Annotated in this window: 1 pseudogene; it reads right to left on the bottom strand. The window is 41.6% G+C overall.

Annotation, left to right across the window (positions count from 1 at the left end):
* Positions 1-146: 146 nt before the first annotated feature.
* Positions 147-413, bottom strand: a pseudogene (locus BWI92_RS26460) (LmbE family protein); the annotation flags it as partial.

Raw genomic sequence — 413 nt, 5'->3', positions numbered from 1 at the left:
TATGCACCCGAAACGCCCGCAGGAAGTTGACGGAAAAAAGCATAGCCTGTGAAGATGTTAATTACCTTTTCCGTATTTGGCGTATAATAAGCCTCCATCCGCCTTTGTGCCTTTGTACCTCAATCACTTTGCCACTCAACAAAAACCTACTTCCCCACCGATATCAAGTTAGCAAATAGTCTGTATGCACCCGAAACGCCCGCAGGAAGTTGACGGAAAAAAGCATAGCCTGTGAAGATGTAATTACCTTTTCCGTATTTGGCGTATAATAAGCCTCCATCCGCTGGCTTTTCATTGGGGTCATTTGAGGAAATAATAGTTTCATATTTACCATCCCATTCATTTGAAAAATACAAGCCTCTTTCCTGAATCCAACCATCAAAATCTTTTGCCGTAATTTTGTTTGGAGCATT

Origin of the sequence: Flectobacillus sp. BAB-3569 (assembly GCF_002270355.1) — a bacterium.
Classification (GTDB): domain Bacteria; phylum Bacteroidota; class Bacteroidia; order Cytophagales; family Spirosomataceae; genus Flectobacillus; species Flectobacillus roseus.
Note: the sequence above shows the minus strand (reverse complement) of the source record. Positions and strands in the feature narration are given on the sequence as shown.